Genomic DNA, 26,361 nt, shown 5'->3' on the forward strand with positions numbered 1-26,361 from the left:
AACGAAAATTTGCAAACGCGGGGTTAGACCCCTATTTAGTAAAGGGCGCCTGGCGTATGGCGCCACTGGCGCTTGGGAAAGGGCTGGGGTAGGGTAGGCGCATTTTTCAGGCCGCCTGGCGTTTTAAACGTTTTCAGCGCGGCACGTATTTAGAGCGGCTCTTGGGCACAGCGCGCAAGAGCGCTCTTGAACGCTTAGGCAACAGGAAGTGGAGCACTATGGGCAAGTCACTGGTCATCGTCGAGTCGCCCGCCAAGGCGAAGACGATCAATAAGTATCTCGGCAACGATTTTATCGTTAAGTCGAGCGTGGGTCATATTCGTGACCTGCCGACCAGCGGCTCGGGCAAGACCGCCGTCGACCCCAAGGAGCGCGCGCGCCAGGCCGCAGCGACCCGAAAGCTTTCGCCGGATGAAAAGGCGGAGTACAAAAAGAAGAAAGCCCACGATCAGCTGATTCGGCGCATGGGTATCGACCCGGCCAACGGCTGGGAGGCCCATTACGAAATTCTCCCCGGTAAAGAGAAGGTCGTCGCCGAGCTCAAAAAGCTCGCGGAAAAGGCCGACGCCGTCTATCTCGCAACGGATTTGGACCGCGAAGGGGAGGCGATCGCCTGGCACCTGCGCGAGACCATTGGCGGTGACGATGCTCGCTACAAGCGCGTGGTGTTCAACGAGATCACTAAAAACGCCATTCAGGATGCGTTCAAGTCGCCGGGGGCGCTCAATATTCCCCGTGTGGAGGCCCAGCAAGCGCGGCGCTTTCTCGACCGCGTGGTCGGCTTCATGCTCTCGCCACTTTTGTGGGCGAAGATCGCCCGCGGCCTTTCCGCTGGGCGCGTGCAGTCGGTGGCGGTGCGCCTGATCGTCGAGCGCGAGCGCGATATTCGCGCCTTCATCCCTGAAGAGTTTTGGGACGTGCACGCCGATCTGGTGTCGCCAGACGGCGTACCGGTACGTTTCGCGCTCGCCCGTCAGGATGGCCAGGCGTTTCGCCCGACCTCACAGGATGAGACCTACTCGCGCATCGAGGCGCTGAAAAGCGCCTCGCTCTCGATCACCAACCGTGAAGACAAGCCGACCAGCTCCAAACCCGGCGCGCCCTTCATCACCTCGACGCTGCAGCAGGCGGCCAGCGGCCGGCTCGGCTTCTCGGTGAAAAAGACCATGACCATGGCCCAGCGCTTGTATGAGGCGGGCTACATCACCTACATGCGTACCGACTCCACCAATCTGTCAAAGGATGCGGTCGAGAGCGCGCGGGACTATATCGAGGGCGAATTCGGTAAGCGCTACCTGCCGGAAAACCCCAACCGCTACTCGAGCAAGGAGAGCGCCCAGGAGGCCCACGAGGCGATTCGCCCCTCCGAGGTGTCGCGCAAGGCGAGCGATCTTTCCGGCATGGAGCGCGACGCCGAGCGCCTTTACGAGCTGATCTGGCGCCAGTTCGTTGCCTGCCAGATGGTGCCGGCGGAGTACCTGTCGAGCACGCTGAGCGTCGAGGTAGACGGTTATGATCTGCGCGCCAAGGGGCGGGTGCTGAAGTTCGATGGCTATACCCGGGTCATCAAGCCTGCGGGTAAAAACGAAGATCAAAGCCTGCCGGACCTGCCGGTCAAAACACCGATGACGCTGGAGGCGCTCGACCCGCAGCAGCACTTCACCAAGCCACCGGCGCGCTACACCGAAGCGAGCCTGGTCAAGGAACTCGAGAAACAGGGCATCGGTCGGCCCTCGACCTACGCGGCGATCATTTCGACCATTCAGGATCGCGGCTACGTCAAGCTTGAAAGCCGGCGCTTTTACGCCGAAAAGCTCGGCGATATCGTCACTGAGCGCTTGAAGGAGTCGTTTCCGGATTTGATGGACTACTCCTTCACCGCGCGCATGGAGGATAGTCTCGACGAAGTGGCCGAAGGTGAGCGCAACTGGCAGGCGCTGCTCGATAGCTTCTACGGCGAATTTCGTGAAGAGCTTGGCCGGGCGGAAAGCGAGGAGGGCATGCGCCCTAACCAGCCGGTGCCCACGGACATCGAGTGCCCGGCCTGCGGGCGCGACATGCAGATCCGCACCGCTTCGACCGGCGTGTTTCTGGGCTGCAGCGGCTACAACCTGCCGCCCAAGGAGCGCTGCAAGACCACTATCGACCTGATCCCCGGCGAGGAAGTGGTGGCCGAAGACGCCGGCGAAGAGGCGGAAACCGATGCGCTTCGCGCCAAACGCCGCTGCGGCAAGTGCGGCACGGCGATGGACAGCTACCTGATCGATGAAACGCGTAAGCTGCACATATGTGGCCAGAGCCCGGACTGCACCGGTTTCGAGGTGGAGCACGGCAAGTTCAAGATCAAGGGCTACGAAGGTCCGGTCATCGAGTGCGACAAGTGCGGCAGCGAAATGCAGCTCAAGTCCGGGCGTTTCGGCAAATACTTTGGCTGTACCAACAGCGAGTGCAAGAACACGCGCAAACTGCTGAGAAGCGGCGAAGTGGCCCCGCCGAAGATGGACCCGATCCCGATGCCAGAGCTCGCCTGTCAAAAGGTCGAGGATCACTACGTGCTGCGCGACGGGGCGAGCGGGCTGTTTCTGGCCGCCAGCAAGTTTCCCAAGAATCGTGAAACGCGCCCGCCGCTGGTCAAGGAGCTCAAGGCGCATAAGGATGAGCTACCGGAGAAGTACCACTTCATTCTCAAGGCGCCGAGCGAAGATCCGGATGGCCGCCCGGCGCAGATTCGCTACTCGCGCAAGAACAAGGAGCAGTACGTGATGACCGATGAAGAGGGCAAGGCGACCGGTTGGAAGGCCACCTTCGAGGGCGGCAAGTGGCACGTCGAGGACAAGCGCAAGTGAGTGCCCGGTCCCGCACCAACCAACTGCTCTATCAGGCGGAGCTTCTGATCGAAACGCCGGTTCATGACGACGAGCATTACGTGACGCGCCAGATGGCGATCGAAGAGGGAGCACTGGCGCTATTCGAGCTGGCGCTGGAGAGCTTTCTCGCCGAGGTCACCGAGCACGCGCGCCTGGATACGCGCCGCTGGCAGACGCTGTTGGCAGCCGACGGCCCGGAGCTTGCCGAGCTGATTCGTCTGCGCGATTTGGCCGGCCAGCCCGAAAGCTGGCTTGGCTGGCTGATCGGCGCGCTTTTGAAGCTTCACGGCGATGAAGGCGCGGCCAAGCGGCCCATCAACAACCCTTCGATGATCGCGCTTGCAAGCGAGGCTTCGTTTGCATCCTCACTTTATCAAAGCGTTCAGGCGGCCAAAAAAGAGATGACGGCGCTGCGCGAAACCAGCCACGAGTGGTGATTCATCCGTTTTCTGGGGAACCCGGCCGGCGCCAAATGCTCTAGAGTACGCGCTTGAAAGAAAGTGTCGAGCGGGCAACGGTGACTGCCCGCGCTGTTCACAAGGAGAACTCATGGATACGCGTTACAACCAGGTCAAGGATTTGATTACGTGGGCCGCGGACTACCACGCCCGCATGGCCAAGCGCTACAGTGACGGCGCCGATCGTACCGACAACGAGCGGCTGTCGATGGCGTTGACCTATCTCGCCTCTCGCGAGGTCAAGATGCAAAGCGGACTCGAGGCGCTGTTTCACGACGGTTCTGATCATAGCGAAGTGATGGAGCTGTGGTTCGACGAAACCGGCGATTTCCCCCAGCCGCCAAGGCTCGAGGCGATTACCCAGCGCAGCGTGGCCGACTCGATCGACGGGGTGATCGAAACCGCATCAGAAGCCCAGGAGAATCTTCGCGCGCTTTATGCCCACCGCGCCGAGTGCGCCAAAATCGAGGAGGAAGCGGCGTTTTTCAACTCTCTCGCCGAAGGGCACGAAGCCGAGCTTCGCAAGATCGTGACCAGCATGCGCGAGTTCGAGGATATCTGATTTTAGCCTGGGCGCTGACAGGCACCGGGGCAATGGGGTATAAACGTTCCAGCCCATTCATACCCGCTGGCCGGTTGCCCCGGCCCGTACCGAGAGCCGATCGATGCCCGTAAACCGCCGCCGCTTTTTAGCACTCGCCATGGGCTTTCCGGCCGTGGCCAGTGCCAACGTCATTGCTCCCGTGACACCGGCACCGAGTGATCTCGTGGGCACGCTCATCAGCCGCGCGGCGGCGCCGCGTCACAGTAGCGAGCTTTGGGTGCTGATCGACGATCAGGCCTCATCGTTGAGTATTTTTCGCGGTAGCGACCGAATCGAGCACTTCTCGCCGATTTCCCGGGGAACCGGTGGGGCGCGTACCCACCGGGTGCGCGGCGATAGCACCACACCCCTGGGCGAATTTCGCATCTACCGCTTCAATAACCAGAGCAAGTGGCGCATTTTCATCGGTATCGACTACCCCACGCCGGCCCATGCGCGTATGGCGCTGGAGAAGGGTGTCTATACCCAGGCCGATTACGAGGCCTACTTCGACGAGTACCGCCGCTACGGCTTTCCGCCGCAAAACACCGCGCTCGGCGGGGCGATCGGTATTCACGGTATCGGCACCTCCGATCCAGACATTCATGGGCGCTATCACTGGACCCAGGGCTGCATCGCCGTCAACAATCAGCAGATCGAGCGCATTGCATCGCTGGTCGATGTTGGCACTCGCGTTGTGATCCGCTAGTATGATGGTGATCCATAAGGAAGTTCGAGGTTTTGGACGGTGACTATAGACAAGCGTTGTGGACTAATATAAAACAGCGTTTGACTTCGACAACGTGACCCGAATCACACGTGATTGGATCATCGAGTCGGTCATTGGAAAGAACCTTTACCGCAGGTAGACAAATCTTAAGCTAGCTTCTAGCCTTACGCTTTGTCAGACCTTCAACGTAGTACCCAAGGAAGACTCAAGGAGAACATCATGACTCTGAAGACTGCTCTGAAAATGACTGCTGCCGCTGCTTCTCTGGCCGTTCTGGCTGGTTGTGCCTCTACCAGCGCGCTGGAAGAAGTACGCATGACTGCTGAATCTGCACAGGCTGACGCTGCAGAAGCTCGCAGCATGGCTTCTCAGGCTCTGAACACTGCAAACCAGGCTCAGCGCGACGCGCAAGCCGCTCTGCAGATGTCTGAGCAAGGCCGTGAAGAAATGAGCCGTCAGTTCCAGCGCTCCATGCAGAAGTAATTCTGCATGGACCACTGAGCACTCAAACGGCTCAGCGGTCTGCGTTAGATGTAAAAAAACCCCGCCTTGTGCGGGGTTTTTTTAATGCCTGAGGTCAGCGCGGGATACGCGGCCGCTGATCGAGCGGGCATAAAAAAGGGCGCCCCGGTGGGGTGCCCTTTTTCACTGTTTACACCCTTAGGCGTCGCTGTCAGACTCGACGGTGGCACTCAGCTCGATATCCTCGAACAGGCCCTGACGCTCGGAAGGCGCCTTTTCGGCGGGGGACTCGGGCGCCGGGGCCGGGGCCTGGGGGCCGTAAAGGGCGACGAAACGGCCGTTCGGAGACTCGACCGCGCGCTTGACCTGTTCGTAGTCGATCTCGAGTTCCTCGTCGGTCAGCGACTCGACGCGCTCGATGGCGTTCAAAAGCGGCTCGAAGTCGCCCACGTTCTCTTCGAGTTGCGGGTAGGACTGCACGTAAAGCGTGCCGTCGGCACCCCAGCCGGCCTTGAACGGTGCATCCATCAGGTTGACCTGGGTACCGCTGGGTACGCGCTCATAAAGCGACTCGATATCTTCCGGGTACATGCGAATACAGCCGCGGCTGACGCGCATGCCGACCCCGTCTGGGCGGTTGGTGCCGTGAATCAAATAGCTCGGCATGCCCAGCAGGATCGCGTGACGGCCCAGCGGGTTGTCCGGGCCGGCGGGCACGATTTCCGGTGCCGGGTCGCCGCGCTCGGCCGCTTCACGGCGCATGGAGGCGGGCGGAGCCCAGGCCGGGTCCTTTACCTTGACCGTGGTCTGTGTCATGCCGACCGGCGTCGCGAACTCTTCACGGCCCACACTTACCGGATAGGTTTCGACGATACCGGGACTGTTTTCCGGGTAGTAGTAGAGGCGAAGCTCGGACAGGTTCACCACGATCCCCTTACGCTCTGCCGGCGGCAGAATGTATTGGGCCGGAATGATCACTTCGGTGCCTTCACCGGGTACCCAAAGGCTCACATCCGGATTCGCCATGCGGATCTCTTCGTAGCCGATGTTGTGGCGCCTGGCGATATCGAGCAGGGTCTCTTCCGGATCGTCTACCGTGACGGTGTAGTACTGGCCGACGATGTCGCCTTCTTCCGGCAGACGGAAATGGCCGCGGGGCAGCTCGCGCTGCGCGCTGACCTGCTCGGCGCTGGCAAGCGCGTCGGCGTCGAGGCCCGGTGTCGCCACCTGGGGCGGCTGTTCGGCCGCCTCTTGCGCGTAGGCCGGGGCGCCCAGGGTCGCGGCCAGCAGTACGGCCAGGCTGGTTGGCCCCCAAAGGTTAAGGGTGCGTCGTGTTTTCATGGTCGTTCCTAATGAGTTGATCCACCGCCGCATGGCGGCCTGATTCGAGCCTATCCGCTTGTGTAGGCGGCTTAAGGTCAAGTTTGCATCAAGGTTCACGCTGCCGCTACTTTTTGGTTGAGAAGACCCAACAGGTTTTCGACGGCCTCGAAGCGCTGCTCGGGTTTTTCCATGGCGAATTCGAACTTCAAGGTGTCCGAGCCGTCGAGGCGGTAGTGCGCCGGCGAGGTTTGAATGAGCTTCACCAGGGTGAGCGGGTCGACCTGGGTGTCGGCACTGAACAGAACCCGTCCACGGCTTTCGCCGGCCTCGATACGCGCGATGCCCAGCGGTTCGGCGCGATGGCGCAAGCGAGTCTGTCGCATCAGGTTCTTGAGCGGTTGCGGGAGCAAGCCGAAACGGTCGATCAGCTCGACCTGGAGCTCCTTGAGCTCGGCATCGCTTTGCGTATTGGCGATGCGCTTATACATCACCAGCCGCTGCTGCACGTCATGAATATAGTCGTTGGGGATTAGCGCTGGCAGGTTGAGCCCTATTTCGACGCCGGTATTGAACGGGGCTTCGATATTGGGCGTTTTGCCGGCGCGGATCGCCTTGACCGCGCGATCGAGCATTTCCATGTAGAGCGAGTAGCCGATGGTTTCCATCTGGCCGCTCTGCTCGTCGCCCAAAAGCTCGCCGGCGCCGCGAATTTCCATATCGTGGCTGGCGAGCTGAAAGCCCGCACCCAGATCGATGGAGGCACTGATGGCTTCCAGGCGCTTGACCGCATCGCGGGTCATCGACTTGGGCGGCGGCGTCAGAAGGTACGCGTAGGCCTGGTGGTGGCTGCGCCCAACCCGCCCGCGCAGCTGGTGAAGCTGAGCCAGCCCGAACTTGTCCGCGCGCTCGATCAGGATGGTATTGGCGCTCGGTACGTCGATACCGGTTTCGATGATCGTCGAGCAGACCAGCACGTTGAAGCGGCGGTGATAAAAATCCGACATCACGCGCTCCAGGCTTCGCTCCGGTAGCTGGCCATGGGCCACGCCCACGCGCGCCTCGGGCACCAGCTCGCGAAGCTGCTCGGCGGTGTTCTCGATGGTCTTGACTTCGTTGTGCAGGAAGTAAACCTGGCCGCCGCGCAGAATTTCTCGCAGCAGCGCCTCCTTGATCAGGCTTTCGTTGCGTTGCTGAACGAAGGTCTTGACCGACAGACGCCGGGCCGGGGGCGTGGCGATGATCGAAAGATCGCGAATGCCGCTCATCGCCATGTTCAGCGTGCGTGGAATCGGCGTGGCGGTGAGCGTGAGAATGTCGATCTCGGCGCGCAGGGTCTTGAGCTTCTCCTTCTGGGCGACTCCAAATCGGTGCTCCTCGTCGATGATCAAAAGCCCCATTTTGGGCAGTTCGACGCTTTTCGAGAGCAGCTTATGGGTACCGATGACGATATCCGCCTGGCCCTCCTTGATGTTCTCGAGGGTTTTGGTCATCTCCTTGCTACCGGTGAAGCGCGAAATGAGGCTGATGTTGACGGCGGTGTCGGCGAAGCGGTCGCGGAAGTTCTCGAAGTGCTGGCGGGCGAGCAGGGTGGTGGGTACCAGCACGACCACCTGACGGCCGGACTGTACCGCCAGAAACGCGGCGCGCATCGCGACTTCGGTCTTGCCAAAGCCGACATCGCCACATACCACGCGATCCATCGGCTGGGGCGAAATCATGTCACCGATGACCGCCTCGATCGCGGCCTTCTGATCCGGCGTCTCCTCGAACGGGAAGCTGGCAGCAAAGCGGTTGTACTCGGCGTCCGGCGTGTCGTACACCGTGCCCTGCTGGGCCTCGCGCCGGGCGTAGATATCGAGCAGTTCCGCGGCGGTATCGCGAATCTTTTCGGCGGCCTTGCGTCGCGCTTTCTCCCACTGGTCCGAGCCGAGCTTATTGAGCGGGGCGTTTTCGTCATCGGCGCCGTTGTAGCGCGAAATCAAGTGGAGGCTGTCGACCGGCACGTAGAGTTTGGCACCGCCCTCGTACTCCAGCGCCAAAAACTCGTTGGCCTGGCCGCCAGCTTCCAGTGCCTCGAGCCCCAGGTAGCGCCCGACACCGTGGGCCTGGTGAACCACCGGCGCGCCCTCCTTGAGCTCGGAAAGATGGCGTACCGCCAGCTCGTTGTCGTCAGTCGCTTTCTCCTGGCGCCGGGTCTGGCGCACCACGTCGCCGAAAAGCTCGGTTTCGGTGATGACCGCCACGTTCGGGTCGGTCAGCCATAGCCCGCTCGATACCTGGCTTTCGGTGATGGCGGCGCGCGTTTGGCCGGCCATGAACGCGTCGAACCCGTCCACCGCCTCGAGCCCCAGGCGCAGCGGCGCTAATAGCTCCTCGAGCGCTTCGCGCCGCCCCCGCGATTCGGCGACGAACAGCACGCGCGACTCCGGGTTAGTGGCCAAAAAACCGGAAAGCGCTTCGAACGGCTTCTGCGCCCGCGCATTGAGGGCGAGAGCAGGCAGCGCCTGAGCCTCTGGTGCTTGGGAGTGACGCTGAGTGGCGCCGTCGTGAAGAAGCTCCAGCCGGGGGCGCTCCTTGATGCGGGCAAACAGGTCGTTGACCGGTATGAACGCGCGGCTCGGCGGCACCAGCGGGCGGGTCGGGTCGACCCCCAGGTTCTCATAGCGCGACTCGATCGCGCGCCAGTGCTGCTCGGCGGCCTCGTACACGTCCGGCAGAAGCGCAACCCGCGTGTCTGGCGTGACGTGCTCGAAAAGCGAGGCGGTTTCGTCGAAAAACAGTGGCAGGTAGTGCTCGAGCCCCGGGGAGGGGATCGCCTTGAGCGCATCGTTATAAAGCGGACACTGGCGCGGGTCGACGTCAAACAGGGTTTCGAACTGCTCGCGAAAGCAGGCGATGGCGCTGCGGCTCAGCGAATACTCATGGGCGGGCAGAAGCTCGATCGCCTCGACTTTTTCCGTGGAGCGCTGGTTGCCTGGATCGAAATGGCGCAGCGTGTCGATCTCATCGTCGAACAGGTCAATGCGGATCGGCTCATTTACCCCCATGGGGAACAGGTCGATCAGCGCGCCGCGCATGGCGTACTCGCCGGGCTCATACACGGTTTCGACCGCCCGGTAGCCGGCCCGCATTAGCGACTCGCGAAAGCTTTCGCGCGCAAGCGTCGCGCCGGCTTTGAGCGTCATGACGCGCCCGGCGATGTAGTCGACCGGCGCAAGGCGCTGCATCAGCGTGTTGATCGATATCAGCACGATGCCCTTGACGCCTTTTTGGAGCAGCTTCAGCGTTCTGAGCCGCGCTGAGACGATATCCTGGTGCGGAGAAAAGCTGTCGTAAGGCAGCGTCTCCCAGTCTGGAAACGGCAATACCGGCACCTGACTGTAAAAAGCCAGGTCCTGTTCCAGTCGCTGGGCACTGGCGGTGCTTGGCGTGATGACCAAAAGCGGGCCGTTGCCTGCGATGCGCGCCAGTGCCAGCGCCGTTGCACTGCCCGGCGGCGCCGTTAAATAGAGCGTATCCCGTACCCCCTGGGGGCTGGGTGGGTCGAGCAGGGAAAAAGAGGACATAGTCTAAGTATCTATCGTGTGAATATCTGTCGTATGAATGTCTGTCGTTTAAGCGACGATCGCTTGAATCCGTGTCGATGGGTAGCTGTCATGTGACGGCTGATCGACTAAAGTTTGTGTCCGGGCAAATCGAGCATCATACACCATAGGCCATGACAGGTTGAGCTGCCCGGCTAGAGGCGCTCCGGGTCGGTTTTGCGTAGCGGCAAGCGCGTTTTGAGTTTGTAGTCAAATGGACGTTTCTGTAATACCCCTACACGGCGTGCGACTATCCTTTGATTGCGGCCTCACTGTAAGCCCCGGATAATACACGTCGATTATCTTCCCCGATCCAACACGTAAAGAGGCCGCCCGTGAGTCAGTCAACGCTCGAGAACGTTTTTCAACAGTGGCAAAGCGACGAAGCACTTGCCGAGCAGATGATTCCGCTGGTCGGGAAGCTATATCGTCAGAACAACGTTGTCGCCACCATGTTCGGGCGCTCGCTGATCAAAAAGTCGGTCATCCGCATTCTCAAGGATCACCGCTTCGTGCGTAAAATCGAAGGCACTGAGCTGTCGGTCCAGGACACGTTCCCGATCGTCGAGGCGATGGCGGCGATGAATCTGGGGCCGGCCCACGTCGATATCGGCAAGCTCGCGGTCAGCTTCAAGCATCAAGGCGGCGGTGATTTGAACGCCTTTTTGACCCGCGAGCTCGATGAGATCGTCGACGGCTACCAGGCGGGCGCAAGCATTGGCGAGCCCAAGGATGTCGTGCTTTATGGTTTTGGCCGTATCGGCCGGCTATTGGCCCGCGTGCTGGTGGAGAAGGCCGGTGGGGGCAATCTTCTGCGCCTGCGTGCGATCGTGGTGCGCGGTCGCGGTGATATTGGCAAGGATCTCGAAAAGCGCGCGAGCCTTTTGCGCCGCGACTCGGTTCACGGCCCTTTCGAGGGCTCGATTTCGGTCGGCGTCGAGGCGCGCACCTTGACCGTCAACGGCAACGTGGTGCAGGTGATCTACGCCGACTCGCCGGCGGAGGTCGACTACACCGTTTACGGTATCCATAACGCGGTAGTGGTCGATAACACTGGCATCTGGCGCGACGAAGCGGGCCTTGGCCAGCACCTGGAGTGCAAGGGCGCGGCGAAGGCGCTTCTCACCGCGCCGGGCAAGGGCGACATCAAGAACATTGTCTACGGCATCAACCACACGTCTATCGGTGCCGATGATCGTATCGTTTCGGCGGCCTCTTGCACCACCAATGCCATCGTACCGGTGCTCAAGGTGCTCAACGACGAGTATGGCGTCAAGACGGGCCACGTCGAAACCGTACACGCCTACACCAACGACCAGAACCTGATCGACAACTATCATAAGGGCGATCGTCGCGGTCGCAGCGCCGCGCTCAACATGGTGTTGACCGAAACCGGCGCGGCCAAGGCGGTGGCCAAGGCGCTACCGGAGCTCGAAGGCAAGCTGACCGGCAACGCCATTCGCGTGCCCACGCCCAACGTCTCCATGGCGATCTTGAACCTGACGCTCGAGAAGGAGACCGACGCCGCCTCGCTCAACGACTACCTGCGCCGTATGTCGATCGATTCCAACTTTCAAAAGCAGATCGACTTCGTCGACTCGGCGGAGGTGGTGTCGTCCGATTTCGTGGGTAATCGCCACGCCGGTATCGTCGATGCCAAGGCGACCATCGCCAACGGCAACCACGCGGTGGTCTACATGTGGTACGACAACGAGTTCGGCTACAGCTGCCAGGTGATCCGCATTCTGCAGCACATGTCCAACGTCGAGTTTTTGAAACTGCCGCGCCACTGACGCTCTCGCAATGCTCAAGGCCTCAAACGCCACCGATAAGGTGGCGTTTTTTTATGGGTAAATAAACCTGGGTGTATATGTATATAGCACTTTAGGAGGCGGTGGTGGATGTGGTCATTGGCCGCGCTTATCTTTATAATACGGTAGATTTTTCGGGGTGGTTCAAGCGTGCTTGGGCCTGACTGGTAACAATCTGCACAGCCAACAAAAAATCTCTATGCAGAAAAGAAGCATTCGAACCCCTTACCTTCGTATATCCGATCCATCAACTGGGCGAGACTATGATCGAAGTCAAAAAAGGCCTGGATCTTCCCATCACGGGAGCGCCTGAGCAGCGTATCGACGATGCGCAGCCAGTGCGCCATGTGGCCATCCTGGGTACTGACTACGTTGGCATGAAGCCAACCATGGAAGTTCAGGAAGGGGATAAGGTCAAACTGGGCCAGCTACTGTTCACCGACAAGAAAACGGAAGGGGTGCGCTTTACCGCTCCGGCCGGCGGTGAAGTGGTAGCCATTAACCGTGGCGAAAAAAGACGTTTACTCTCTGTGGTCATCAAGGTCGACGAAAACGAAGAAGCGATGACCTTCGCTTCTCACGAGCGTGACGCCTTGGCCACTCTCGACCGCCAGCTGGTCGTCGACCAACTGGTCGAAACAGGGCTTTGGACGGCGCTGCGTACGCGACCCTTCTCGCGCACGCCGGCGCTCGACGCGACGCCTTCCGACATCTTCGTCACCGCGGTGGATACCCATCCGCTCAGCGCTGACCCCGGTGTCATCATCGATGAAAATACCCAGGCATTCGAAGACGGCCTCAAGGTGCTAACCCGCCTGACCGAGGGCAACGTTTTTCTGTGCACGGGTGAAAACGCCTCCATTCCCGGTGGCGACATCGAGGGTGTGAAGACCGAAAGCTTCAAGGGGCCGCATCCGGCGGGGCTGGTCGGCACCCACATTCACTACCTGTCGCCGGTCGCGCTGCACAAGAGTGTATGGCACATCGGCTATCAGGACGTGATCGCTTTCGGCAAGCTGTTTTCTGAAGGCAAGCTCGACGTTAGCCGGATCGTCGCCGTGGGCGGCCCGCGCTCTGAAAAGCCGCGTCTGGTACGTACGCGCCTCGGCGCGAACCTTGACGAGCTTTTCGAAGGCGAGGTGATCGAGCCGCACGGCACGCGGATCATTTCCGGCTCTGTCTTCTCGGGCTTTGCCGCCGAAGGCAAGCTGACCTATCTCGGCCGCTTTCACAATCAGGTGAGTCTCCTCGAAGAGGGTAACAAGCGTACCTTCATGGGGTGGCTTTCGCCCGGCACGAACCGCCACTCGGTCATGGGCATTTATCTGTCCAAATTCAAGGGGCTCAACAACTTCGCGCCGACCACCTCCACCAACGGCTCCGAGCGGGCGATGGTGCCGGTGGGCAACTACGAGCGGGTTATGCCGTTGGACGTGATGCCGACCCAGCTTCTGCGGTCGCTGATCGTGGGTGACATCGAATCTGCCATGGACCTTGGATGCCTAGAGCTCGACGAGGAAGACCTCGCGCTTTGCACCTACGCGTGTCCCGGCAAGTACGAGTATGGCCCTATCCTGCGTGACAACCTCACCATGATCGAGAAAGAGGCCTGATATGGGTATCCGACAGACACTCGACACGCTCGAGCCGCACTTCCACAAGGGCGGCAAATACGAGAAGTTCTATCCGCTTTATGAAGCGGTCGACACCATTTTCTATTCGCCGCCGAGCGTGGCCAAGACCACCGCTCATATCCGCGACGGTATCGATCTCAAGCGGATCATGATCACCATGTGGCTATGCACGTTCCCGGCCATGTTTTTTGGCATGTGGAACGCCGGCTGGCAGGCTAACGTCGCGATCGATGCGGGCTACGCCTCAATGGGCGGCTGGCGCGAAGCGATCATGATGGCGGTGGCCGGCGGCCACGACCCGGGCAGCTTCTGGGCGAACTTTGTGCTCGGCGCGACCTACTTTCTGCCGATTTATCTCGTGACTTTCGCCGTCGGCGGGTTCTGGGAAGTGCTGTTCGCGATCAAACGCGGCCACGAGGTGAACGAAGGCTTCTTCGTGACCTCGGTGCTCTACGCCTTGATTTTGCCCGCCACCATCCCGCTTTGGCAGGTGGCGCTGGGTATCACCTTCGGCGTCGTCATCGGTAAGGAGATCTTCGGCGGTACGGGCAAGAACTTCCTCAACCCGGCGTTGACCGGACGGGCGTTTTTGTACTTCGCCTACCCGGCGCAGATCTCCGGCGACAGCGTTTGGGTCGCCGCCGATGGCTATACCGGTGCGACCGCGCTCTCCATGGCGTATCAGGACGGCATGGATACTCTGGCCAACACCTTCAGCTGGACGGACGCCTTCCTTGGCTTCATTCCGGGGTCGGTGGGTGAGGTATCGACGCTGGCGATTCTAATGGGTGCTGCCGTACTGCTCTGGACCAAGGTCGCGAACTGGCGAATCATGCTCGGGGTCTTCCTCGGCATGGTGATCACCAGCACGCTGTTCAATCTGATCGGCTCCGACTCCAACCCGATGTTCGCGATGCCCTGGTACTGGCATTTGGTCATCGGCGGCTTCGCTTTCGGCATGGTGTTCATGGCGACCGACCCTGTATCGGCTTCGATGACCAATCAGGGCCGCCTGGTCTTTGGTGCATTGATCGGTGTGATGACGGTATTGATCCGCGTGGTGAACCCGGCCTTCCCGGAAGGCATCATGCTGGCGATCCTGTTCTCGAACCTGTTCGCACCCTTGATCGATTACTTCTTCGTCCAGGCCAATGTCAAACGGCGCAAGAAGCGCGTCGGTACACCGGCCGAGGAGACTGCCTAATGGCACAAGGTAATAACTCCATCAAGAAAATTCTGATCGTGGCGTTTTCGCTATGTATCGTCTGTTCGGTGATCGTGTCGACGGCCGCGGTGGCGCTTCGCCCCACCCAGCAGCTCAACCAGGAGCTCGACCGTAAAACCAACATCCTCAACGTGGCCAAGCTTTACGAGCCGGGGATGGATGTCGAAGAGGCGTTCAGCGAGCAGATCACCGGGCGCGTCGTTGAGCTCGAGACCGGTGAGTACACCGATCAGTATGATGCCGACGAGTACGACGGTTTCGAAGCCTCGCGCGATCCGGCCACTGGCCGCACGCTCTCCGGTGACCGTGACATTGCCGGTCTTTCGCGGGTCGAAAGCTACTCGACCGTCTATCTTGTGGGTGATCCCGACAGCCCCGAGCAGATCGTGCTGCCGATTCGCGGTCAGGGCCTGTGGGGCCGTATGCGCGGCTTTTTGTCCGTGGAAGGTGACGGCAACACCATCGTGAGTATCACCTACTACGAGCACAGCGAAACGCCCGGGCTCGGTGCGGAAGTGAACAACCCGCGCTGGCAGGCTCAGTGGGAAGGTAAAAAGATCTACGACGACGAGGGTGACCTGTCGCCGGAAATTCACCTGACCAAGGGCGGCGCCAGCAGCGAGTACGAAGTGGATGCGCTGTCCGGCGCCACGCTGACCAGTAACGGCGTGACCAACATGCTGCAATTCTGGCTCAGCGAAGAGGGCTTTGGCCCGTATCTGGCGCGTTTTCGTGAAAACGCCGAGCCGGATGACGCCGAAGACACCGACACCAACTTCAACGACGTTGAGGGGGCTTGATCATGGCGGATGTAAATGCAAAGGGCGTGTTGACCGCGCCCATATTTCAGAACAACCCCATCGCACTGCAAATTCTGGGGATCTGCTCGGCGCTGGCGGTCACCACCAGCATGAGCGTATCGCTGGTCATGGCGCTGGCGGTTATCTTCGTTACCGCGTTTTCGAATCTGTTCGTCTCGCTGATTCGTAATCACATCCCGTCCGCGATCCGGATCATCGTACAGATGACGATCATCGCCTCGTTGGTCATCGTGGTCGATCAGATTCTGAAAGCCTACGCCTACGAGATGTCCAAGCAGCTCTCGGTGTTCGTTGGTCTGATCATCACCAACTGCATCGTGATGGGACGTGCCGAAGGCTTCGCCATGTCCAACACGCCGGGCATGTCGTTTCTCGACGGTATCGGTAATGGCTTGGGTTACGGCTTCGTGCTGATGGTCGTGGGTTTCTTCCGCGAGCTTCTGGGTGCAGGCAGCGTGTTCGGTTTCACCGTTTTGCCGACCGTGCAGGATGGGGGCTGGTATATCGGTAACGGCCTGCTGCTTCTGCCGCCTTCCGCGTTCTTCATCATCGGCCTTTTGATCTGGGTACTGCGCTCGATCAACCCGGAGCAGGTCGAGGAGAACGAGTTCAAGATGAAGGAAAACACCAAGCCGAAGGAGGCCGTGTAACATGGAACACTATCTGAGCCTTTTCGTCGCTTCGGTGTTCGTCGAGAACATGGCGCTTGCCTTCTTTTTGGGCATGTGTACGTTCCTGGCGGTCTCGAAGAAGGTCTCCTCGGCCATTGGCCTGGGCATCGCGGTCATCGTAGTACTGACCGTCACCGTGCCGGTGAACAACCTGGTCTACACGTACCTGCTTCAGGAAGGCGCGTTGACCTGGACCGGTATCGAAGGTGCCGAGAACATCGACCTGTCGTTTTTGGGTCTGCTCTCCTATATCGGCGTCATCGCCGCACTGGTCCAGATCATGGAGATGTTTCTGGACAAGTACGTGCCGTCGCTCTACAACGCGCTGGGCGTTTTCCTGCCGCTGATTACCGTGAACTGCGCCATCCTCGGTGGCGTACTGTTCATGGTCGAGCGTAGCTACAACTTCGGTGAGGCCGTGGTGTATGGCTTCGGTGCCGGTACCGGCTGGGCGCTGGCGATCGCCGCACTCGCGGGTATCCGCGAAAAGCTGAAGTACAGCGACGTTCCCGGTGGCCTACAGGGTCTGGGTATTACGTTCATCACCGTTGGCTTGATGTCCCTGGGCTTCATGTCCTTCTCGGGCATTCAGCTTTAATCGGCCGGTGTTCTCGGCGGCGCCTCGTCGCCGAGAACACCCTCAGCAATAGGAAACCGACATGGTTGATACATCCATCATCTTGCTCGGTGTTGTCATGTTCACGGTCATCGTCATCAGTTTGACGGCGATCATTCTGGCAGCGCGCAGCAAGCTCGTGAGTAGCGGGGACGTGACGATCGAAGTCAACGACGACCCCGAGAACACCCTGAAGACCCAGGCCGGCGGCAAGCTTTTGAACACGCTGGCGGCCAACGGCATTTTCCTCTCCTCCGCCTGTGGCGGCGGCGGCTCCTGCGCGCAGTGCAAATGCCGCGTGGAAGAGGGCGGCGGCTCGATTCTGCCGACCGAAGAGTCGCACTTCACCATGCGTGAAAAGAAGGAAGGCTGGCGTTTGTCCTGTCAGGTACCGGTCAAGCAGGACATGAAGATCGAAGTGCCCGAAGAAGTGTTCGGCGTCAAGAAGTGGGAAACCGTGGTTACCGCGAACCCCAACGTTGCGACCTTCATCAAGGAGCTGAACCTGAAGCTTCCCGAAGGCGAAGAAGTGGCCTTCCGCGCCGGTGGCTACGTGCAGCTGGTGGCCCCGCCTTACGATATCAAGTTTTCGGATTTCGATATCGACGAGGAGTATCGCGGCGACTGGGAGCAGTTCAACCTGTTCGACGTTCGGCACAAGAACAACGAAGAGGTCATCCGCGCCTACTCGATGGCGAACTACCCGGAAGAGAAGGGTCTTCTCAAGTTCAACATCCGTATCGCCACGCCGCCGCCCAAATCGGACCACCCGCCGGGCCTGATGTCGACTTACGTCTTCAGCCTGAAAGAAGGCGACAAGGTGGAAGTCATGGGGCCGTTTGGTGAGTTCTTTGCCAAGGACACCGATGCCGAGATGATTTTCATCGGCGGTGGTGCCGGCATGGCGCCGATGCGCAGCCACATCTTCGATCAGTTGAAGCGTTTGAAGACCGATCGAAAAATCTCGTTCTGGTACGGCGCGCGCTCCTGGCGCGAAACGTTCTACAACGAGGAGTACGATCAGCTGGCCGAGGAGTTCCCGAACTTCGAATGGCACCTGGCGCTTTCCGATCCGCTGCCGGAAGACAACTGGGAAGGGGCGACGGGCTTCATCCACAACGTGCTCTACGAAGAGTACCTGAAGGATCACCCGGCGCCGGAGGACTGCGAGTACTACATGTGCGGTCCGCCCATGATGAACGCCTCCGTGATCAAACTGCTGCTGGATATGGGCGTTGAGCCGGAAAACATCATGCTGGACGACTTCGGCGGTTAAGAAGTCGATGTACGCAGAGCGGGGCTGGCCATGGGCCGGCCCCGCTCTTTTTATAGCGCTTGCACGCCCGTTTCGATGAACCAGGTTCAAAGCCGGTTTTGGTTAAAAGGCCTACTGCCTGATCATACCCCGTATTTACGGTATAATGAGGCCGTACACCTTGAGTAACGACGCACAACTGCTCCGCCAGGCACTTTTGCTTATCGCAACTGTCTCGAGGGCAGGTAACGTCCCAGGAGGTTTCAATGGCTATTTGGCTACTGGTATTTGGTTTCATGGCGCTGATCATGACCGCGATGGCGGTGGGTGTGCTGGTCGGGCGCAAGCCCATTGCAGGCTCCTGCGGTGGCTTGAATCAGATCGGCATGAAGGACGGCTGCGATATTTGCGGCGGCAAGGACAAGGTTTGCGAGGAAGAGAACCGCAAGCGCGGAAGCGCTCGTCGTGCAAGCGACGAGAGCCGCGGCGCGGATCTGGGCTACGACGCCACGCGGCGCTGAGCGCCACGCAAGGGACAGGACCGCACACGCGTTAGCGTGCGCGAAATGGGATCGAGGAGACGCAGACGGTATGGCGGTTCACAATTACGATGTCGTGGTGATCGGTACGGGGCCCGCGGGCGAGAGCGCGGCCATCAACGCGGCAAAGAACGATCAGCGCGTGGCCATCATCGAGAAACAGCCGCAGGTCGGCGGAAACTGCACCCACTGGGGGACCATTCCCTCCAAGGCGCTGCGCCACCAGGTCAAGCAGATCATGGCGTTCAATACCAACCGCATGTTTCGCGACATCGGCGAGCCGCGCATGTTCTCCTACCCACGCGTCATGGAGCGCTCTCGCGATACCATCGATAAACAGGTCGAAATGCGCACCACCTTTTACGCGCGCAACCGTATCGACCTGATTCACGGCACCGCGCGCTTCAAGGATGAGCATACGCTCCTCGTTCGCGACCGTCAGGAAGGTGTCGAGGAGCTGGTGGCGAAGAAGTTCGTGATCGCCACTGGCTCGCGCCCGTACCGCCCGGGTGACATCGACTTCAGCCACCCGCGCATCTACTGCTCCGACACCATTCTTGCCATGGCGCACACGCCGCGCACCCTGGTGATCTTTGGCGCCGGCGTCATCGGCTGTGAGTACGCATCGATCTTCTCCGGGCTCGGTATCAAGGTCGATCTGATCAACAGCCGCGATAGTTTGCTGTCGTTTTTGGACGACGAAATCAGCGATGCGCTGTCGTACCATCTGCGCAAGCACGGCGTGCTGATTCGGCATAACGAGGAGTACGACCGTGTCGAGCCCGACGAGTCCGGCGTCGTGGTCTATCTTAAATCCGGCAAGAAGATTCGTGCCGACGCGTTCCTGTGGGCCAACGGGCGCACCGGTAACACCGATTCACTCGGCCTTGAGAATATCGCGCTGCAGCCCAACGGCCGCGGCCAGCTCAGTGTCGATGATCACTACCGTACCGAGCTTCCCCATATTCACGCCGCCGGGGATGTGATCGGCTGGCCGAGTCTGGCCAGCGCCGCCTATGATCAGGGCCTGAACTCGAGCAACGAGCTGCTCGACAAGGAGTATCGCTTCGTCACCGATATTCCAACCGGCATCTACACCATTCCCGAAATCAGCTCCTTTGGTCCCAACGAGCGCGAGCTGACCGAGGCGAAGGTGCCCTACGAAGTGGGCAAGGCGTTTTTCAAGGACACCGCCCGGGCGCAGATTACCGGCGACACGGTCGGGATGCTCAAGATTTTGTTCCACCAGGATACGCTGGAGATTCTGGGCATCCACTGCTTCGGTGACCAGGCCTCGGAAATTCTTCATATCGGCCAGGCGATCATGCAGCAAGAGGGCGAGGCGAACACGCTGCGCTACTTCGTCAATACCACCTTCAACTACCCGACCATGGCCGAAGCCTACCGGGTGGCGGCGCAAAATGGGTTGAATCGGGTGTTTTGATCAAACGCCTTCGATCGAAAAGGGCCCATTGGGCCCTTTTTGTTTCTTGTGGTCGAAATGTCAGTCGTCCAGTAGCTCCTGAGCGCGCGCCTGCCACGGGCCTGCGATTTCGGCGGCTCGGCGCAGCGCCGCTTGTGACGCCTCCATATCGTTTTCGAGTGCCAGCAGTAACCCCATATTCAGCCACGCTGCGCCAAGCGTCGGGTCTGCGCGGGTAGCCGCCTCGAAGGCGTGGCGCGCGCTGCTCGGTTCACCTTCGCTATAAAAGGCGTTTCCCAGCGCGAACCAGGCTAGCCCGCTTTCAGGGTGACGCTCGACCAGCGCCTGCCAGCTGGGTAGTGCCGCGCTTGCGCCGTTCAGCGCCTCGAACGCGCTGATGGCGTCCAGCGCGCCGCGCGCCGAGACATCGACGGGCAGCTCTCCTGGCGCCTTGACCACGAATCCCCAGCGCTCGCTGCGCGCCCAAGTGGCGTCGAAACGGCTGAAAGCGAGCGCATGACGCTCGATTTCCCCGCTTCGCAAGAGCAGCCGCTCGTTGGCCAAATCAAAACCGATCGCGACCGCGTAATGCCACAGCGGGTAGACAGGCAGCGCCAGGTTCTGCATCACCACGACCGGCTCACCCGCGTCCAGGTGGCGCAGCAACGCATCCAGGGTGGGGCGGATTACATAGGGGATCAAGTCATGACGGCGCACACTGGCGAGCATTTCCGGCTGCAGGCTGCCTTCGCGACCGGGCAGGTACACCTCGCGAATGAGCGTCTCCAGGGCTACGCTTTCGCCTTGATGGTTGAGCACCATGGCCAGACTCGCCGGGCCGCACTGATACTCGCGTTGGGCGAAGAAGGGCACATCAGTCAGCTCGACGCGAGGCGTGATGGTTCGATACGTGCTTTCGAGCAGCACCGGATGTCGCGCACAGCCGCTAAGCCAAAGGGCGAGTACAAAAACGCCCGCAGTGCGGGCGTAGTGAGCGAGACGACGCATCGAATGCTTAGCGCGTGAACGGATAGACGTCGGTCAGACCGAGAATATCGGTGATCAACAGGATGATGAATACGGCAAACAACGCGCCGACTACGCCGCTGGCGCCAGCGGGCAGCTCGTCCAGACGCTGAGCCATCTCTTTCGCTTCGCTATCGCTTAAAGCGGCCACGCGGGCCTGAACCTCGACCGGGTCGACGCCCTGGTTAACGAGGGCCTGCTGGACATCGGCACGGGCGAGCACGTCGCTGATACGCTGACGCTCGGCGCCGGCCTGGTCGCTGGCGAGCACTGACTGCGTGGAGATCAGGGCGCGATTGGAGGCGTCCACAGAGGCCATGATCGGAAGGCTGGTGACGACCAACGCTAGAATCAACAGGGCAGACAGGGTGGAACGCAGGGTTTTCATGGTATTCGATCCTTGAACGCTATCAGAGCGCTTTTTCTAATAAAGTTGGTTATGAAGGCGCCACGCAAGAGCGGCGCACTAAACCCCGATGCGGTAGGTCCACGGGGTTTCGGCGAGTATACCCTTGGCGCCGCCCATCGTCATCGCCAAATCGTGAAGGCCTGGCCAGAGCGGCACGCCACTGGCGCCCTTGACCGCGAGATCGAGTCGCTGAGCCATCAGCAAAAGCTTGTGCAAACGCTTCATCGGCAGGCGGCTGATCGCCTTTTGATAGGCCGGTCGGCGCTTGTCGAAAATCATCGGCTTTTGCGTCTTGCAAGCGTGCTCGAAGCTTTGCCCCTGATCCAGATGCTGGTGCAGCGACAGAAGCGTTCGAAGTTCTCGGGTCAATGCCCAGAGGACGATCGGCGCTTCCACGCCTTCGCTTCTAAGCCCGGTGACGATTCTTGAGACACGCTGCGGCTCGCCCTTGAGGCACGCGTCGGACAGGTTGAAGACGTCGAAGCGGGCGCTATCCTCGACGCCCACGGCGATGCTGTCCACGTTGAGCCGCGTATTCGGCGGGTGAATCAGCGCAAGCTTTTGAAGCTCCTGGTCGGCGGCAAGCAGGTTACCTTCGGTGCGCTCGCCCAAAAGACGCGCGGCGTCCAGATCGATCTGCACGCCGTGAAGCCCGGCGCGGTCACGCAGCCAGTAGCCGAGCCGGGAGGCATCCACCGGCCACACCGGCACGAACAGCCCGTGCTTGTCGAGCGCCTTGAACCAGGCGCTTTTCTGCTGCTTGGCGTCGAGCTTGCCCATGCTGATCAGCAGGACATCGTCGCTTTGCTCCATCAGCTCGGCGTACTGGGCGAGCGCTTTCGCGCCCTCCTGGCCGAGCTTTTGGGTGCCAAGGCGCAGCTCCAAAAGCTTGCTGCTGGCAAAGAGCGACAGGTTGCTGGCGGTTTCGAGAAGCCGCCCCCAGGCAAAGTTGGGCTCCACGTCGAGTACTTCGCGCTCCTCGATGCCGGCGCCGCGCGCGGCCTGGCGCACGGCGTCGCAGGCGTCGCGATGCTGAAGCGGCTCTTCACCGGCGACGATCACCGCCCGCGGAAGCTTTTTGGCGAGCTGGCCGCCTAGCTGGTCGGCAAAGACCTTCAAGGCGACGCCTCAAGTGTCGCCAGGCGCTCGACGATGCGCTGGGCGAGCTGACGCGATAGCGTCTGTTTCGCCTCGTCCAGCAGCAATTCTCGGTTCAAGAGGTCGTCCTCGTTGATACGAATGCGCGTGGCCGTCGAGACGATATCGTTATTGAGCGCGTAGGCGCCGTTCTCACGCTGCTGTACCGAAAGCGTTACGCGCATGGTGAGCTCGTGGTCACGGTTGGCGCGGCCTTCGCTTCCCAGCGACCGGTTCTCGACCACCGGCGTGCCCAGCGTGACCCGCCAGGGGGCGCCCGGGGTCACGTCGGTGCCCTGGCGGGTAAGTAGGCTGTCGAGCTCGCGGGCAAGCGACGTGGAGGTGTCGCCTTCGAGGCTGAGCGGCGGCAGGCTGGTCAATGTGCCTTCGCGGCGCAGCCGAAAGCCACAGCCTGCCAGCAGCGCCGCCGATACGGCGACGCTCCCCAGTGCGAGTAACCGCCGGCGTGTATAGAGTGTGCTCATCCGCCCACCACGATGTTGACCAGCTTGCCCGGAACCACGATGACCTTACGCACCGTTTGGCCCTCGAGATGGCGCTGTACGTTGTCGTTCTCCATCGCCAGACGCTCGATGGAGGCTTTATCCGCATCCGCCGGTACCTCGAGGCGGGCGCGCAATTTGCCGTTGACCTGCACGACAAGCTCAAGGCTGTCACGGGTCAGCGCCGCTTCATCCACCGCGGGCCAGGTCGCCTCGATGGCCGGCTCCTGGTGGCCAAGCTGCTGCCAAAGGGTGTGGCAAAGGTGCGGGGTGATCGGCGCGAGAATCAGTACGCAGGCCTCGAGCGCTTCGCGTGCCACGGCCAGGCCCTGGCTGGCGGTTGCATCGAACTTGCCGACGGCGTTGGAGAGCTCCATCACTGCCGCGATGGCGGTATTGAAAGTGGTGCGCCGACCGATGTCGTCGCTCGCTTTCTTGATCGTCTCGTGCGTCTTGCGTCGCAGAGCTTTTTCGTCGTCGTTAAGCGCGCCTTTATCCAGCGGCTGGGGCTCGCCGGCCTCCATGTGCTCGCTGACCTGACGCCAGATACGCTTCAAAAAGCGGTGCGCGCCTTCGACGCCGGAGTCGGACCACTCGAGCGACTGCTCCGGCGGCGCGGCGAACATCATGAAAAGACGTACCGTGTCGGCGCCGAAGCGCTCGATCATCGACTGCGGGTCGACACCGTTGTTTTTCGACTTGGACATCTTCTCGATGCCGCCCATCTCGACCGGCTCACCGTCGCTCACCAGCACCGCGCTGATCGGGCGGCCCTTGTCGTCGCGCTTCACATCGACGTCCGCCGGGTTGAACCACTGCTTACCGCCGTTATCGAGCGTGCGGTAGTAGGTCTCGGCGATGACCATGCCCTGGGTGAGCAGCTGCTGGAACGGCTCATCACTCTCGACCAGGCCGAAATCTCGCATCAGCTTGTGGAAGAAGCGCGCGTAGAGCAGGTGAAGAATGGCGTGCTCGATGCCGCCGATGTAAAGATCCACCGGCAGCCAGTAGTTGGCGCGCTCGTCGAGCATCGCCTCGTGGTTATCGGCGCAGGCGAAGCGGGCGAAGTACCAGGAGGACTCCATGAAGGTGTCGAAAGTGTCGGTTTCCCGCGTCCAGCCATCGCCCAGATCAAAAAATTCGGGCATTTTCTTGAGCGGCGAGCCCGAGGCGTCGACGGTGACTTCCATGGGAAGCTCGACGGGTAGCTCATCGTCGGTGAGCGCCACGGTCTGACCTTCCGGGCCGTACTTGACCGGAATCGGCGCGCCCCAGTAGCGCTGGCGGGCCACGCCCCAGTCGCGAATACGGAAGTTGGTTTTGGTTTCGCCGCGGCCAAGCTCGGCAAGCTTTCCGGCAATGGCGTCAAACGCCGCCTCGAAACCGAGCCCGTCGAACTCGCCGGAGTTGATCAGCGTGCCGTGCTCGACAAAGGCTTCCCGGCTTAGATCCGGCGTCTTGCCGTTCGCATCGGCAATCACGGGTTTGATCGCGACGCCGTATTTGGTGGCGAACTCCCAGTCGCGCTGGTCGTGGGCGGGTACGGCCATGACCGCGCCGGTACCGAACTCCATGAGCACGAAGTTGGCAACGTAAACCGGCACGCGCTCGCCGGTGATCGGGTGCACGGCCCGGTGGCCGGTGGGCATGCCGAGTTTCTCCTTGGTCGCCATTTCGGCTTCCGAGGTGCCGCCTCTGGCGCACTCTTCGCAAAATGCGGCAAGCTCTGCGTTGTGCTCGGCGGCCGCTTTGGCAAGCGGATGGCCGGCGGCGACGGCCACGTAGGTCACGCCCATCAGCGTATCCGGGCGAGTGGTGTAAACCGACAGCGGCTCACACGCGTCGCCGCCCTGGGCTTCGATGTCGAAGCTGAGTTCGACGCCCTTCGACTTACCGATCCAGTTGCGCTGCATGGTCTTGACCTGCTCGGGCCATTCGACCTTGTCGAGATCCGCCAGCAGTTCGTCGGCGTAGTCGGTGATCTTCAAAAACCACAGCGGAATCTCCTTGCGCTCGACTAAAGCGCCGGAGCGCCAGCCGCGGCCTTCGATCACCTGCTCGTTGGCCAGCACCGTCTGGTCCACCGGGTCCCAGTTGACCGTGGACATCTTCTTGTAGACCAGGCCCTTTTCGATCAGCTTGCCGAAGAACCACTGCTCCCAGCGGTAGTAACTCGAATCGCAAGTGGCGAATTCGCGGCTCCAGTCGTAGGCGAAGCCCAGCGCCTTGAGCTGGGTGCGCATATAATCGATATTCTGGTAGGTCCATTCACCCGGCGGCACCTGGTTTTGAATGGCGGCGTTTTCCGCCGGCATGCCGAAGGCGTCCCACCCCATGGGCTGCAGAACGTTCTTGCCCTGCATCCGATGAAAGCGCGAGACCACATCGCCAATGGTGTAGTTGCGCACGTGGCCCATGTGGAGCTTACCGCTGGGGTAGGGGAACATGGAGAGGCAGTAGAACTTTTCGCGATTGGCGTCTTCTACCGCCTTGAAGCACTGGTTCTTGTCCCAGTACTGCTGGGCGTCACGTTCGATCTCGCGAGGGCTATAATGTGCATCCATCGGTTTTTTCAATGCCTTGGCGTAGTTCGCCCGATTCGGGCGCGGTATGAATGAGAATGACGGCTGTCAGATCAGTAATGCCGATTGTATCCTATGCTGGTGTAACCTTGAACGGTTAGCCAGCGATAGCGGCCAGGCAGTCAAGCGCGGTATTTAAAGCGGTATTGAGAAAGGAGAGCATCCATGGAACGAGATAACGACCACCGTTTACGCGAAGGCTACGAGCGTCTTTTGGAGCGCATGAAAAACGGCGCGGGCGAATTGACCTGGACGAACCTGCAAAAGGATCTGGACGACGCCGTCGCCTTCGAGGCCGAGTTCGAAGAGTACACCAAGGACGAGCTGGCGCTGCTGCGCGCCTGGGTCGAGCGCGATTTGAAAGACATGCGCCACTACATGGCGGACTCCGGCAAGCAGGTGGCTCAGTGGCTGGGGATCGACGTCGATACGCTGTCGCGGCGAGTGGTTGAGTCGCTTCTATCCATCGCCGATCGCAGCGTGGTCGAGCGCGAACGCTTCGAGGATGACCTGGAAGCCGCCCGGGCAGATTACTGCGAAGGCGAAATGGCCGCACCCGGTCTCATGGCCTGCGTGCACTGTGATACCCAGGTCATGCTCGAGCGTGTCTCGCGCATCGAACCTTGCCATCAGTGCGGTCACCGCTACTTCTATCGCTTCCCCACGAAAATCGTCGAAACCTGATATTCGGCTTGTGACGCC

General features: G+C 60.7%; 22 protein-coding genes. 15 read left to right on the plus strand and 7 right to left on the minus strand.

Going from position 1 to position 26,361, the window contains the following annotated elements; translation table 11 throughout:
* The first annotated feature begins 218 nt into the window (after nt 1–218).
* The 5 genes from topA to OCT39_RS07240 all read left to right on the plus strand — a co-directional run bounded on the left by topA (nt 219) and on the right by OCT39_RS07240 (nt 5,121).
* On the plus strand, nt 219–2,846 hold the full coding sequence (gene topA, locus OCT39_RS07220; protein ID WP_263586988.1) for a type I DNA topoisomerase: 2,628 nt from the start codon (nt 219–221) through the stop codon (nt 2,844–2,846).
* Nucleotides 2,843–3,304: a DUF6586 family protein gene (locus OCT39_RS07225; protein WP_263586989.1), complete on the plus strand. Its 462-nt coding sequence runs from the start codon at nt 2,843–2,845 to the stop codon at nt 3,302–3,304. Before topA ends, OCT39_RS07225 begins: the two co-directional genes overlap by 4 nt.
* A gap of 112 nt (nt 3,305–3,416) precedes the next feature.
* Entirely contained in the window at nt 3,417–3,887 is a 471-nt protein-coding gene (locus OCT39_RS07230) for a 2-hydroxyacyl-CoA dehydratase (protein WP_263586990.1), read from the plus strand.
* Between the two features lie 103 nt (nt 3,888–3,990).
* Complete coding sequence (locus OCT39_RS07235) at nt 3,991–4,617, plus strand: L,D-transpeptidase (protein WP_263586991.1); 627 nt, start codon at nt 3,991–3,993, stop codon at nt 4,615–4,617.
* A 240-nt stretch (nt 4,618–4,857) separates the two neighbouring features.
* Entirely contained in the window at nt 4,858–5,121 is a 264-nt protein-coding gene (locus tag OCT39_RS07240) for an Lpp/OprI family alanine-zipper lipoprotein (protein ID WP_252109286.1), read from the plus strand.
* Between the two features lie 177 nt (nt 5,122–5,298).
* Here the strand turns inward: OCT39_RS07240 and OCT39_RS07245 are convergent, their stop codons facing one another.
* Both OCT39_RS07245 and mfd read right to left on the minus strand, forming a co-directional pair.
* Nucleotides 5,299–6,441 carry a L,D-transpeptidase family protein gene (locus OCT39_RS07245; RefSeq protein WP_263586992.1) on the minus strand — a complete coding sequence of 381 codons (1,143 nt, stop codon included), beginning with the start codon at nt 6,439–6,441 and terminating at the stop codon, nt 5,299–5,301.
* A gap of 95 nt (nt 6,442–6,536) precedes the next feature.
* Complete coding sequence (gene mfd, locus OCT39_RS07250) at nt 6,537–9,989, minus strand: transcription-repair coupling factor (RefSeq protein WP_263586993.1); 3,453 nt, start codon at nt 9,987–9,989, stop codon at nt 6,537–6,539.
* A gap of 353 nt (nt 9,990–10,342) precedes the next feature.
* Between mfd and OCT39_RS07255 the strand changes: the two genes are divergently transcribed.
* The 9 genes from OCT39_RS07255 (at nt 10,343) to sthA (ending at nt 20,023) form a co-directional block, all read left to right on the plus strand.
* Nucleotides 10,343–11,800, plus strand: coding sequence for a glyceraldehyde-3-phosphate dehydrogenase (locus tag OCT39_RS07255; RefSeq protein WP_263586994.1), 1,458 nt, complete (start codon nt 10,343–10,345; stop codon nt 11,798–11,800).
* A gap of 281 nt (nt 11,801–12,081) precedes the next feature.
* Complete coding sequence (locus OCT39_RS07260) at nt 12,082–13,431, plus strand: Na(+)-translocating NADH-quinone reductase subunit A (RefSeq protein ID WP_263586995.1); 1,350 nt, start codon at nt 12,082–12,084, stop codon at nt 13,429–13,431.
* A gap of 1 nt (nt 13,432) precedes the next feature.
* Nucleotides 13,433–14,656 (plus strand): NADH:ubiquinone reductase (Na(+)-transporting) subunit B, encoded by a 1,224-nt coding sequence (locus tag OCT39_RS07265; protein ID WP_263586996.1) that lies wholly within the window; start codon nt 13,433–13,435, stop codon nt 14,654–14,656.
* Nucleotides 14,656–15,477, plus strand: coding sequence for a Na(+)-translocating NADH-quinone reductase subunit C (locus tag OCT39_RS07270; protein WP_263586997.1), 822 nt, complete (start codon nt 14,656–14,658; stop codon nt 15,475–15,477). Before OCT39_RS07265 ends, OCT39_RS07270 begins: the two co-directional genes overlap by 1 nt.
* Nucleotides 15,478–15,479: 2 nt before the next feature.
* Complete coding sequence (locus OCT39_RS07275) at nt 15,480–16,148, plus strand: NADH:ubiquinone reductase (Na(+)-transporting) subunit D (RefSeq protein WP_263586998.1); 669 nt, start codon at nt 15,480–15,482, stop codon at nt 16,146–16,148.
* 1 nt (nt 16,149) lies between these two features.
* Nucleotides 16,150–16,767 carry an NADH:ubiquinone reductase (Na(+)-transporting) subunit E gene (gene nqrE, locus OCT39_RS07280; protein WP_227390977.1) on the plus strand — a complete coding sequence of 206 codons (618 nt, stop codon included), beginning with the start codon at nt 16,150–16,152 and terminating at the stop codon, nt 16,765–16,767.
* Between the two features lie 61 nt (nt 16,768–16,828).
* Nucleotides 16,829–18,061: an NADH:ubiquinone reductase (Na(+)-transporting) subunit F gene (nqrF, locus tag OCT39_RS07285; RefSeq protein WP_263586999.1), complete on the plus strand. Its 1,233-nt coding sequence runs from the start codon at nt 16,829–16,831 to the stop codon at nt 18,059–18,061.
* A 245-nt stretch (nt 18,062–18,306) separates the two neighbouring features.
* Complete coding sequence (gene nqrM, locus OCT39_RS07290; protein ID WP_263587000.1) at nt 18,307–18,561, plus strand: (Na+)-NQR maturation NqrM; 255 nt, start codon at nt 18,307–18,309, stop codon at nt 18,559–18,561.
* A 70-nt stretch (nt 18,562–18,631) separates the two neighbouring features.
* The gene (sthA, locus tag OCT39_RS07295) at nt 18,632–20,023 is read left to right on the plus strand and encodes a Si-specific NAD(P)(+) transhydrogenase (protein WP_263587001.1); all 1,392 of its coding nucleotides are present in this window, start codon (nt 18,632–18,634) and stop codon (nt 20,021–20,023) included.
* Between the two features lie 60 nt (nt 20,024–20,083).
* Here the strand turns inward: sthA and OCT39_RS07300 are convergent, their stop codons facing one another.
* The 5 genes from OCT39_RS07300 to leuS all read right to left on the minus strand — a co-directional run bounded on the left by OCT39_RS07300 (nt 20,084) and on the right by leuS (nt 25,641).
* Complete coding sequence (locus OCT39_RS07300) at nt 20,084–21,010, minus strand: PA2778 family cysteine peptidase (protein ID WP_263587002.1); 927 nt, start codon at nt 21,008–21,010, stop codon at nt 20,084–20,086.
* A 7-nt stretch (nt 21,011–21,017) separates the two neighbouring features.
* The gene (locus OCT39_RS07305; RefSeq protein WP_263587003.1) at nt 21,018–21,416 is read right to left on the minus strand and encodes a PA2779 family protein; all 399 of its coding nucleotides are present in this window, start codon (nt 21,414–21,416) and stop codon (nt 21,018–21,020) included.
* Between the two features lie 78 nt (nt 21,417–21,494).
* Nucleotides 21,495–22,556: a DNA polymerase III subunit delta gene (gene holA, locus OCT39_RS07310; protein ID WP_263587004.1), complete on the minus strand. Its 1,062-nt coding sequence runs from the start codon at nt 22,554–22,556 to the stop codon at nt 21,495–21,497.
* The gene (locus OCT39_RS07315; RefSeq protein WP_263587005.1) at nt 22,553–23,059 is read right to left on the minus strand and encodes a hypothetical protein; all 507 of its coding nucleotides are present in this window, start codon (nt 23,057–23,059) and stop codon (nt 22,553–22,555) included. The genes holA and OCT39_RS07315 overlap by 4 nt, the downstream gene beginning before the upstream one ends.
* Nucleotides 23,056–25,641, minus strand: a complete 2,586-nt coding sequence (gene leuS, locus OCT39_RS07320; protein WP_263587006.1) for a leucine--tRNA ligase — start codon at nt 25,639–25,641, stop codon at nt 23,056–23,058. Before leuS ends, OCT39_RS07315 begins: the two co-directional genes overlap by 4 nt.
* 183 nt (nt 25,642–25,824) lie before the next feature.
* Between leuS and OCT39_RS07325 the strand changes: the two genes are divergently transcribed.
* On the plus strand, nt 25,825–26,343 hold the full coding sequence (locus tag OCT39_RS07325; RefSeq protein ID WP_263587007.1) for a zinc ribbon-containing protein: 519 nt from the start codon (nt 25,825–25,827) through the stop codon (nt 26,341–26,343).
* The last annotated feature ends 18 nt before the right edge of the window (nt 26,344–26,361 follow it).

The organism is Halomonas sp. GD1P12 (assembly GCF_025725645.1).
GTDB lineage: Bacteria > Pseudomonadota > Gammaproteobacteria > Pseudomonadales > Halomonadaceae > Vreelandella.